This is a genomic window from Sphingopyxis witflariensis (genome assembly GCF_002205635.1).
In the GTDB taxonomy this organism is placed as follows: domain Bacteria; phylum Pseudomonadota; class Alphaproteobacteria; order Sphingomonadales; family Sphingomonadaceae; genus Sphingopyxis; species Sphingopyxis witflariensis.
The window spans coordinates 1-11,266 of sequence record NZ_NISJ01000013.1 but is presented as its reverse complement, the minus strand read 5'-3'; the positions used below and the strand labels follow the sequence as shown (position 1 = coordinate 11,266).

7 protein-coding genes, 1 tRNA gene and 1 pseudogene are annotated in these 11,266 nt (G+C 64.0%); 1 reads left to right on the top strand and 8 read right to left on the bottom strand.

The window, feature by feature from the left end:
* Positions 1–2: 2 nt before the first annotated feature.
* The 3 genes from CDQ91_RS18075 to CDQ91_RS18065 all read right to left on the bottom strand — a co-directional run bounded on the left by CDQ91_RS18075 (position 3) and on the right by CDQ91_RS18065 (position 5,492).
* Positions 3–887 carry a type II secretion system protein N gene (locus tag CDQ91_RS18075; protein ID WP_088474103.1) on the bottom strand — a complete coding sequence of 295 codons (885 nt, stop codon included), beginning with the start codon at positions 885–887 and terminating at the stop codon, positions 3–5.
* 265 nt (positions 888–1,152) lie between these two features.
* Positions 1,153–3,825, bottom strand: a complete 2,673-nt coding sequence (locus CDQ91_RS18070) for a TonB-dependent receptor domain-containing protein (RefSeq protein ID WP_088474102.1) — start codon at positions 3,823–3,825, stop codon at positions 1,153–1,155.
* A gap of 86 nt (positions 3,826–3,911) precedes the next feature.
* Positions 3,912–5,492, bottom strand: coding sequence for a hypothetical protein (locus CDQ91_RS18065; RefSeq protein WP_088474101.1), 1,581 nt, complete (start codon positions 5,490–5,492; stop codon positions 3,912–3,914).
* A gap of 305 nt (positions 5,493–5,797) precedes the next feature.
* Between CDQ91_RS18065 and CDQ91_RS18060 the strand changes: the two genes are divergently transcribed.
* Positions 5,798–5,884: transfer RNA gene (locus CDQ91_RS18060), tRNA-Leu, on the top strand.
* A 367-nt stretch (positions 5,885–6,251) separates the two neighbouring features.
* Here CDQ91_RS18060 and CDQ91_RS18055 read toward each other — a convergent pair.
* The 5 genes and pseudogenes from CDQ91_RS18055 to CDQ91_RS21410 form a co-directional block, all read right to left on the bottom strand.
* Positions 6,252–7,343, bottom strand: coding sequence for an NADH:flavin oxidoreductase (locus CDQ91_RS18055; RefSeq protein WP_088474100.1), 1,092 nt, complete (start codon positions 7,341–7,343; stop codon positions 6,252–6,254).
* Between the two features lie 38 nt (positions 7,344–7,381).
* The gene (locus tag CDQ91_RS18050) at positions 7,382–9,004 is read right to left on the bottom strand and encodes a flavin-containing monooxygenase (RefSeq protein ID WP_088474099.1); all 1,623 of its coding nucleotides are present in this window, start codon (positions 9,002–9,004) and stop codon (positions 7,382–7,384) included.
* A gap of 94 nt (positions 9,005–9,098) precedes the next feature.
* Complete coding sequence (locus CDQ91_RS18045) at positions 9,099–10,694, bottom strand: AMP-binding protein (protein WP_088474098.1); 1,596 nt, start codon at positions 10,692–10,694, stop codon at positions 9,099–9,101.
* 10 nt (positions 10,695–10,704) lie between these two features.
* A pseudogene (locus CDQ91_RS18040) lies at positions 10,705–11,142 on the bottom strand (enoyl-CoA hydratase-related protein); the annotation flags it as partial.
* 31 nt (positions 11,143–11,173) lie between these two features.
* The coding region (locus CDQ91_RS21410) for an integrase catalytic subunit (protein WP_144036679.1) at positions 11,174–11,266 on the bottom strand (93 nt) is incomplete at its 5' end.

Sequence of the window (11,266 nt, the reverse complement as noted above, 5' to 3'; positions counted from 1 at the left end):
GATCAGGGCTTTGCAAGAAAAATGGCAACCGGGACGACGCTGGCGCCGCGTTCGACTTCAAAGGACAGGCGAGCGCCCGGAGTAAGTTGATTGGCAAGTGCCGCCGCGTCGGCTGCCGAGCCGATCGGACGGCCACCGACCGAGCGGATAACATCGCCCGGACGCAAGCCCGCAGCGCGGAACGCGGCACCGTCGCCCTGCGGCTGAACGACCATACCCGTGACGCGGCCATTTTCGGTGCGCGGAGCAAAAGCGACCCCGGCCTTGAGCGCGGCGGGCGACATTTCGCCATTGGCGCTGACGCCGCCAGCGGCCGCGCTGCCGATTTCGGGGGTCGGTGCGGGCAATGGGGTCGCGGCGCCGGCGACCGGAGCTTCACCGCTCTGGTCGAGGAACAGGCTTTCGCGCGCGCCGCCGCGATCGAGCGTCACATGGTCGAAAGCGACCCCGGCGAGCTTCACGCCCGGGGCGATTTCGTCGCCAACGGCATAGCTGTTCTGCACCCCATCCTCGCCCGCAATGATCGCCGAGCCGCCGCCGGTCGCTTCGTTGAGATTGATGCCAAACAGCGTCAGTCCGAGCGCGGTGACGGTCGCGCTGGCGGGGCCCTGCGCAGCGCCGCGGAAAAAGGGATCGAGACTGGTGAACAGCGCGCGACGTTCGGCGGGCGAAGCGATCACCGCCGCCTGCGGCTGCCATGCGCCGAGCGGCGACAGCGGAACGATCAGCACCCAGAGCAGACGCACGAGTTGCCAGACGAGCAAGGCACCCAGAAGCCCGGCGAGCAGCAGCGGCCAGAGCTGACGCGGCGTGCGCACGCCGCTGCGGATCCAGGCGGGCAATCCGCGTGGCAGTCGCACGGCTGATCCAGACATCAGCGTCGCCATGAAATTCCCCGGTCCCCCACGTAAAAATGCCGTCCCGAATCGCCTAGGCGGAATTAATGACAGGCAGTTGACGCAAAGATGACAGTTTTTTTACAGCCGGGCGAGTCTGGTGGCACCGCCTTGGCTCTATCCTCCCTGTGCCGAAGGCATGGGGAGGTGGCAGTCCCGCAGGGACTGACGGAGGGGCAGTGTCCCTACCCCTCCACCATCGGCTACGCCGACGGTCCCCCTCCCCATCGCTTCACGACAGGGAGGATTTTCGCGCCTAGAATTTCAGCGACGCGCTGAGCGAGAAAGTGCGGCCCAGCTTGTAGCGGTTGAAGTAGATCTTATTGTCGCCCGAGGTCTGGACTTCCTGATATTTGCGGCCGGTCAGGTTGCGTGCCTCGAACTTCAGCTCGACCTCTTTGCCGAGCATGTTCAGTCCCTGCCGCGCGACGAAGTCTAGCTGGATGCCCGGCTTTTCGAGCAGGTCAGGCTGGCGCGACGGACCGCGGCTGGTGACGCGAGGGCTCGCGTAGGTCAGCAACAAAGTCTGTTGCGACAGCTTGTCCTGATCCTCGAGGCCGATCTGGAGGTTCACCAGATGATCGGACTGGCCGGTCATAGGCGCACCGTCGAAGAAATAATTGCTCGCGGCCTCGGTCACCCCATTGATCACCGTGGTGTCGCCTTCGCGCACCGAAATGTCCGACTGGGTGTAGGTATAGTTGCCGATCAGGACGAGACGGCGGCTCTGCCAGAAGGGCGCGTCCGAGAGCGTATCGAGCGGCACATATTTCTGCACCTCGACCTCGGCGCCATAGAGCGTCGCCTTCGGCGCATTGGCAAAGCCGGTGCTGACCGACGAATCCGACAGCGAGGTGAAGGCTTCGATCGGATTGTCGATCGACTTGTAGAAGCCGGCGACCGACAGGCGCTGGTCCTTGTCGAAATACCATTCATAGCGCGCCTCGGCATTCCACAGCTCGCTGTCGGTCAGCGAGGGGTTGCCGCGGTAGAGGCGGTTCGATTCGGGATCCTGATAGACTTGCGCCACCAGTTCGCGGAACTGCGGGCGGGCGATGGTCTTCGACCCGCTGGCGCGCAACTGCATGTCGGGGGCGACTTCCCAGGTCAGGGTGACCGCGGGGAGCCAGTAATTGTTGTTGAGGTTGGTTTCCACGATCGCCGACGACCCGGTGTTGAACAGGTCGATCGGCGCGACCGTCTGCTTCGCCGTCTCATAGCGCACACCCGCGTTGATGTTGACGCCCGCCGTCAGTTCGGCCTGCACCTGCGCATAGCCGGCGTGGGTCGTGAGGTCGGCGGCAAAGGCCGCGGTGCCGTCCTGCGCCGAGGTTTCGAGCAGCGTGATGTCATACAGCTGGATCGTCGCATCGGAGAGGAGATAATCGGGGCGCAGCTGCTGCACTGCGAGCGGCAGGTTCGATGCGCGGAACTGGAACGAGCGGCGCGCCGAGGTGCGGTGGGTATCGCTATAGGCATAGCCGACCGTCGCGGTGATGCGCGGGGCGAGTTCGTAGGACAGATCGACGCCGCCCGACCACAGATCCTCGTTCAGGTCCGAAAAGGCGATGCTCGCGTCGCCGCGGCTGCCGCCGAGGTCGTTGACGAACTTGTCGCCGAGCGGGTCCTGCGCGGTCGGCAAATTGGTGCGGACATAGGTGAAGCTGCGCTCATAGGGCGCCTCGCGCTGCGAATTGGCATAGGCGCCGCGCAGGTCGAGCTTGAGCTGGTCGAAGTGGAATTCGCCGACGAACTGGGTGTTGATCAGCTGCCGCTCATACCAGGCCGTATCCTGCTTCATGATGTCGCGGCCCTGCTGGTTCGCGTCGGTTCCGAGCGCAAGGCGGGCCTGTTTCAGCGTGTCGCGGATATAGAGGTTGGTCCAGCGCAGCTTGTGCTCGCCAATCTCCAGCCCGAAGCCGAGGAGGCCGTTGACGACGACACGATTGTCGGTGACGACGCGGTTGTAGCTGGTCTGCGGATCGCCCGACAGGTCACGCTCGACCGAGGTTTGTTGCAGAGTGTCGCGGGTGCGCCACTTGTTGCTGATCCCCGCGGTCGCGATGATGCCGAGTTCGCCATCGCCAAGCGCGATGGTGGTGCCGCCGGTGACGCCCGCCGACCAGTTGATCGGGATATGATCATTCTGCTGAAGCAGCGAGGTCGGCGAGTTGGAAAGCTCCATCGCCATCGCCTTCAGATCATTCTGGCTGAAATCAGCGCCTTCAAGGATCGGCTTGCCGCTGGCGAACGCGGCCTTGAGCAGCGGCGGCACGTCGCGGGTGCCGTCGTCGAAACCGGTCCAGTCGGTGTCGCTGCCATAATAGGTATAGCCAAGCTGATTGGTCGTCTCGCTGTCCCAGCCGATCCCGCCGCTGAAGGTCAGGAAGGGTTCGCGCGGGATCGCCTTGGTCGTGAGGTTGATCACGCCGCCGCCGAACTCGCCGGGGAAGTTCGCCGAATAGCTTTTCTGGATCAGCGTCGAATCGATGACGTTCGACGGGAAGATGTCGAGCGGGACGACGCGCTTCAGCGGCTCGGGGCTCGGCAACGGCGAGCCGTTGAGCAACGCGAGCGAGTAGCGATCGCCAAGCCCGCGGACATAGACATAGCCGCCGCCGACGACGCTGAGACCGGTGACGCGCTGCAGCGCGCCCGAAATATCGCCCTCGCCCGTCCGCGCAATGTCGGCGGACGACAGCGCCGACACGACTTCGGGGGTCGCGCGGACAATATTGGGGGTGAAGCGGCCGGTGACGACGATTTCGGCGTCGGCGCCGCCGGGGATAGAGACATCGCCGTCTTCCTCATCCGGTTGCGCCGCCGCATCGGCGGGCGCGTCGACGGCCGCGTCCTGGGCGAGCGCCGCTGGCGCGACAAGGGCGGAACTGAGGAGAAGCAGGCTGGCGAAGATCGGCCGCTTGGTCATGGTCGAATGTCCCCGAAGATAATGTGAGAAAGGAGCGGGCCAGTCCGGCATGGACCTGCCCGCTCCCCCGATTGGTTGTTGAACGGTCAGGTCGTCGGCAGCGCGGTGCAGCTGCCGCTGCTGGTGCCGAACGAGGCGGTCGCCGAATTGCAGGTCCAACCCTGATACCAGGTGTCGCTGGCGTCGCGGACGGCACCGACATAGGCGGTGGTGTCAAAGAAGGCGTTCAGCAGCTTCGCATTATAGGGCGTCAGCGCGGTTTCGGTCGCCCCGTTGACGAACAGGTTCGTCAGGCTATGCGTGTAAGCCGCGCTGTTGTTGGTGCCCGCGCCGAAGATTGTCTGCACTTCGGCATTGGTCACGCCGCTGGTACCGATAAACGGCGAAGCGCCGCCGCACTGCATCGAGACCGAGAAGAATTTCGGCGGCCCCTGCTCGTCGGTCCCCGCGGCCTGCGTCGTCGTCGCGCTGTTCAGACGCAGACAGCCGACACCCGGCGAAACGACCAGGCCGTTGGCCATCGTATAGTCAGCGCCGCCGCGGATCAGCATGGCCGCAGTGTTGCCCGCCGCCGCGTTGCGCTGGATGAAGGTGAAGTTCGCAAGCTGGACGAACTGGCGTGGGGCGGCGTTTTCATTGCCGTTCGAATCGACCTCGAGGATCGAATCGCCAATCGCGCCGCCGGCACGCTGCACCGCGATCACATATTGGATATTGCCCTTGTAACCGACGTCGGTGTCGAGATTGTCATCCTCGGCGCCGGTGATCACAAGATGCTTCATGTTCACCCGGCCACCGAACACTTCGATACCGTCGTCCGAGCTGTTGTGAATCTGGATATGGTCGAGCTGGGTGCCCGTGCCGGTGCCCGACGGCGTCAGACCCTGAAGCTCTTTGTCGGGTGCGAGCGTGAAGCCCGAATAGCGGATCTGGACATAGGACATGCGGCCCGAGTTGTCGGCGACCTGCGCGCCGCCATATCTAGCGCCCGTCGCGCCCTCGGTTTCGCGCTGGCAATCGACCGTACCTTCGACGGCACCCGCCGCTTCGCAATCGGTGACCGGCGCGCGGCCGAGCAAAACCACGCCGCCCCAGAGCTGCGATGTGTCGTCATTGATCGGAGTGTTCCCATTTTCACCGACCACGTTGGCGCGACCAGTGAAGATGATCGGCTGGGTCGCGGTGCCGACAGCATGGATGCGGTTGCCGCGATTGACCGCGAGCCAGGATACGCCCGTTGCGCCGAAAATGATTACGCCGGGGTCGATGGTCAGCGTGACGTCGGTGTTGGTGCTCGCCGCACCCTGGTCGGTGCCGACATCGACGCGGCCGCCCAGCGAATAGATGACGCCCGGAACCTTCGGGATCGCGGTCGAAGCGGTGAAGCGCGCGGGGAATTCGCAGTTGCGCCATGTGCCCTGCGGCCCAGTGATCGTGCCGCGATCGGCCAGTTTAACGGCGCCCGCAATATTCGGGCACGCATCGGCCGGGGTCACGACGCCGGGGGTCGGCGTGGGGGTCGGGGTCGGCGTGGGTGTCGGCGTTGGCGTCGGAACGACGATCACACCTTCGCCGGGCGAAGCAACGCCGTCGGCGCCGCAGGCTGCAAGGATGGAACAGGCCACGCCGCTGAGCATGACCAAACGAATGCGTGCGAAAGCCGCCATGAAATTCTCCGTTCCCGGTGCGCGCCCCGGGGCGCTGATGAAATACCACCGGCGAACGAGAGAGGATCATCGTCGCCTCGCCCCCGGTGAGGACGCCACTAGGGTGATTCGATGACGGTCTGACGCCAGAGCCATGACAGTTGGATGACTCTTTGGAGTCGATTTGGTGACAGTCACAGCCCCGGCGGGCCGCGCCTTTGCCCATCAAAAAAAGAAAAGCGTCGAAGCTCGCTTGCATCGCCCGAAAAGCTTTGCTAGGCGCCCGCTCCTACCTGGAGCCGGACCCGTCCGGCCCATCATGATGTGCGGTCGTGGCGGAACTGGTAGACGCGCAACGTTGAGGTCGTTGTGGCCGAAAGGCCGTGGAAGTTCGAGTCTTCTCGACCGCACCATGAGTATTGATTTTACTGGGTTTTTCCCAGATTGGCGCATCGAGAGTCTGCGACATCTTTGGTCGCACAAAACTCTCGGAATTTCGTCAGTTTATCGAATTTGTTGCATTCGCAACTCGCGATACCGTCGCTACGAGCTCAAGCGGTGTTCCGGCTCGGAGCACAAGGCTGGTTTTGGCATTAGGTGAAGCAAAGCGGGACGGGACGGCTACACTGGCGATGGAACTGCCTCTTATCTCCCGAGCGAGCTGTGCGGCCAGCCTCAATCGTCTCGGCATGGTCTAGCCAGGGAGACCCTCCGCATCGCCCGCGAGCCTGGATAGCCCGTGCCTCCGTCAGAATTGGCTCCTGCCGTGTGGTGGATCGGCTATTCTGCCAGACCCCCTGCCACAAATCCCGGCCAACGGCGCATATAGTGCACAAACTCGCTGCTAAGCCCTTCATCGAGCAGATGCTGCACCTCTATGGGAAGGGCTGGCGAACGATATGCCGGGTCGTGGCGGACGCGTTCGGGAAAATCGTGGCGCAAAATAGCGGCGCGCCCGATCACGACAAAATCGCAGCCGGCATCGAGAACCGCGCGCGCATCATCGGCGTTCATCACCTTGCCCGCAGCGCCGAGACGAACATCACCTCTTGGCAATTCGGTAAAAAAGCTCAGCAGCGAACGTCCCTTGCGCTTTTCGTCCTCCGGTTCCTTTTTGACGTCCCACAAAGACATATCGAGGAAGTCGATCTTTCCCTGACGCATGGCCTCCGCTGCCACATCGCGGATTTCTTCGAGAATGAGGCCGAAGCGTTCCGGCGAAAGGCGGAGCCCGATCTGAAACGCGGGCCGCGTCGCAGCGCGAATGCCGTCGATGATCTCGAAGAGGAGCCTCGCCCGGTTTTCGAGGCTCCCGCCGTAACGATCCGTCCGCATATTGGTCGCCGCCGACAGGAATTCGGCGAGAATATATCCATGCGCGCCGTGAATCTCGACGCCGTCAAAGCCTGCCCGCTCAGCGCGCCGGGCTGCCTCAATGAAATCGTCGCGCAGCGCCTCAACCTCATGCTCCGACAGGCCGCGTATATTTCGGTCCGCAACATCCGAGGGCGCGACCGGTGCCTCGATCAACGCCGGTTCCGCACGGCTACCGGCATGGTGCAATTGCAGCGACGAGAGCGAACCTTTCGCTCTGATCCGCGTGGCCAGCGATGCAAGGCCGTCGATATGCGCGTCGTCGAAAGCACCCAATTGCCCGGTAAAGCCCTGCCCGACCGGCTGGACATGCGCCGCAGCCGTCATCGTCAGCGCAAAGCCCCCCGCCGCGCGCATTTCCAGCCAGTTGCGCTCGACGTCCGACAGCGTGCCGTCGGCATGGCTCTGACGGTTGGTCAGGGGTGCCAGCATGAAACGGTTTTTCATCGCCGGGCCGCGAGCAAGCGGAAGCGGCTCAAACAGCCTGTCGGATGACATCGGATTTTCTCCAGATCGGGACGCAGCCGCCCGGATGACTATCGCAAGGTGAAGCCGCGATAGCCTTCAGCCGCCGCGTCCGCGCAAATCTCGCGATACCGGCCAAACCCGCCGATATACACCGGAAAAGTGCGCGGCTTTCCAGGGACGTTGGCGCCCGTGTACCAAGTGTTCGCGGTCGGATAGAGCGAGTGCGACCCGAGCGTCGTCACCTTGTCCATCCAGCGGTCCTCGGCATCGGCATTCGCTTCGATCGACCGCAGGCCACCGGCGCGCATATGTTCGATGCAGTCGCAGACCCAGTCGACATTCTGTTCATTGAGCAGGATGAAGTTCGCGAGCGCCGACGGTCCGTTCGGCCCCGCGATGACGAACAGATTGGGAAAGCCCTCGATCATCAGGCCGAGATGCGAACGCCCGCCATCGGCCCATTTGTCCTTCAGGCGACGGCCATCCCGGCCCTCGATATCGATCGACAGCATCGCGCCGGTCAGCGCGTCATAGCCGATCGCCGCGATGATGATATCGACCTCGACCTCGCCTTCGGCCGTTCGGATGCCCGTTTCGGTGATCTCGAGGATCGGATGTTCCAGGCAATCCTTCAGCGTCACATTGTCGCGGTTATAGGCTTCGTAATAGCCGGTATCGAGGCATGGCCGCCGCGCGAAGATCGGATAGCCGCGCGGCGTCAGCCGGCGCGCGGTGTCGGGATCGTTCACCGTTTCGGCGATCTTGCCGCGCACGAACTCGGCCACCACCTCATTCGCGTCACGATTTGTGAGCAGGTCGGAAAAGAGGCCGAGGAAGGCGAGCCCGCTGTGCTGCCACGCATCTTCCAGCAATTTTTCGCACTCGGCGGGGGTGACGCTGAACACCGGGCGGCTGGTGATCGGCCGAACGCCGCCGGTCAGCGAGTGGCGCGCGACTGCGCGGAGCCCCGGATAATGCGCCTTGATATGTGCGACATAATCCTCGTCGAGCTTGCGGTTGCGCATCGGCAAGGTGAAGCTGGGCGTCCGCTGATAGACATACAGATGTTCGGCCTGCTCGGCGACGACGGGGACGATCTGGATGCCCGACGATCCGGTCCCGATCACGGCGACGCGCTTGCCCTTCAGATCAACGTCATGATGCGGCCATTTGCCTGAGAGATAGAGGTCGCCCTTGAAACGGTCCGCCCCCGGGATATCGACCTGCTTCGGCACCGAAAGCGGGCCGGTCGCCATCAGGCAATAATTCGCCTCGAACAAATCGCCGCGGTCGGTCTCGATCCGCCACAGCGCGGCGTCTTCATCATAATGAACCGACGTGGCGCGCGTTTCGAAGCTGATGTCGCGCTTCAGATCGAGCTTGTCGGCGACGAAGCGCGCGTAGGACAGGATTTCGGGCTGCGCCGCGAACTGCTCGCTCCACGTCCACTCCTGCTGGATCTCGTCGGAGAAGGAATAGCTATAGTCGATGCTCATCACGTCGCAGCGGGCGCCCGGATAACGGTTCCAGTACCAGGTGCCGCCAACATCGTCGCCCGCCTCGATCAGATGGACGTCGAGCCCCATGCCGCGCACCCGGTGCAAGGCATACATGCCACCAAACCCGGCGCCGATGATCAGCGCATCGAGCCGGCGGGGGGCTTTGTCGGAAGAGGGATTGGCCTGTTGCATGCGATGTCCTTGGGGCGTGTGCGTGATTTGGGTCGATGGGGCGGGAAAGCGTCCGGCCCGCGCGCCCGCCCGGGGCCTCGCGAGCCGGACGCGATCAGCCCGTGGACGTCTGGGCTGCAATTTGGGCGCGCGCGATGTCCATCCCGCTGCGATAGTCGCTCTTGCCGCTGGCGTGGCGCGGCATGAGGGCGACGCGGATAATCGTGCGCGGCTGTTTATAGGCAGCAAGATCCAGCGACAGCGCGGTGCGCAGTGCCTGATCATCGGGGGTGTCACCCGCCTCGATCAAAGCGGTGACGACCGCGCCCCATTTGGGATCGGGAAGCCCGAACACCATCGCATCGGCGACGCCGTCGACGCGCTTCAGTGCTTCCTCAACCTCTTCGACGAACACTTTTTCGCCGCCGGTGTTGATGCACATGCTGCCACGGCCGAGCAGGCGGAACCGCCCGTCGGGCAGGCGTTCGGCCATGTCGCCGGGGATCGCATAGGCCGTGCCGTCGATCGTGCGATAGACGCTGGCAGTCTTTTCGGGATCGCCATGATAACCCGCGCCAAAGGGCGCGCGGCGCGCCAGCCAGCCTTGTCCGACCTCGTCATCGGCGAGCACGCGGCCGCTTTCCTGATCGATGATCACCGTCTGCTGTCCGGGTTCGAACAAGCCCGTCGGGGTGGCGCGATCCTTGTTGGTGATCGCAAAGCCGAAACCCGACGCTTCGGATGCACCGAGAATGTCGAGCAGGGTCAGCTGCGGCAAAGCTTCCAACAGGGCGGCCTTCACTTGCTCGGACCACATCAACCCGGCCGACGAGATCAGGCGCAACGCGGACAAATCCCACCGCCCCGGGTTCGCCAGCAGCGTATCGGCCATGGGGCGGGCAAAGGCGTCGCCGACGATCAGGATGCGCGTGACACGGTGGCGCGCGGCCTCGTTCCACAACTCTTCGGCGCTGAAGCGATCCGAAGGCAGCAGCACCGCCGTGCCGCCGATGAGCAGCTCGGCCAGCGAGCTGTTCAATCCGGCGCCGTGCATCAACGGGCAGGCAGGCATGACGCGCCCCGCCGTGCCCTTCAAAACATGCGCGACATGATCGTCCATGCTGGCGGGCGCAGTTCCCGCAACCGGAGATTCAAGCTGCGAGCACCGCGCGTCGGCCGACCGCCACATCACGCCCTTCGGCCGCCCCGTGGTGCCGCCCGTGTAGAGAAGATAGCCGTCGTCGGGCGAGCGCAGGATATCGAGCGGCGCGGCGTCCCCCTCGGCGACGATCGCTTCATAGGCCCCATCGCTGCCGATCTGCACCGCATAGCTCAAATGGTCGATCGCGCCGCCAATCAGCGGTGCGACGACGGACGCGAATTCATCCTGATAGAAAAGCCCCGCCGCCTGACAATCGCGCAGCACATATTCGATTTCGGACGTCGTGTAGCGATAGTTGAGATTGACGTGCGTCAGCCGTGCCTTGAACGCCGCCGCAGCGATTTCGATAAATTCCGGGATGTTGCGCGCGAGGATCGCGATGCGCGCGCCTGCGGGCAGTCCGGCTGCCAGCATCGCGCGCGCCAGCCGGTTCGTCCGCGCATCGAAATCCGCCCAGGTCGTGACATGATCGCCGCGGATGATTGCCGGCCGATCGCCCGGCACATGCGCCGCGGTCGCGTCCAGCAGGTCGCCGAAATTCCAGTCCATCGCCGTGTCCTCAGCGTCCGAGGAAGAGGGGCGCGCGCTTTTCGACGAAAGCCGCGACGGCCTCTTGCGCGTCGTGCGAAGTCGACAGCTTTGCGGTGTTGCCCTGCTCATAGATATAGCCGTCGCGCAGCGTCATATTCTCGATCGTCCGCATGCTGTCTTTCGAGAGGCGCGTCGCGAGCGGGCTTTTCGACGCGATGACCGCCGCCATGTCCAGGCAATAGGGCAGCAACTCATCTGCGGGCAGACAGGCCTCGATGATACCGCGACGATACAACTCCTCGGCGGGAGCGCGGTAGCCGGTCAGCATCATGCGCCGCGCAAGCGAATGCGGGATGATGCGTGCGGTATGCTTGCCGCCGCCCATCAGGCCGACGTCAATTTCGGGAAGGCCGAAGACAGCGGCTTCCGAGGCGACGATGATGTCGCAGCTTGCCACGAGACCTGACCGGCCCCCACCGAGTGGTCCGGGTGGATTGTTAGTGCATTGACGCCTCCCTCGCCAGTGTTGGCCGTAGGTGGAGCGAAGCGGAACCGGAGGGCAACACTGGCGAGGGAACGGCCTCCGGCGC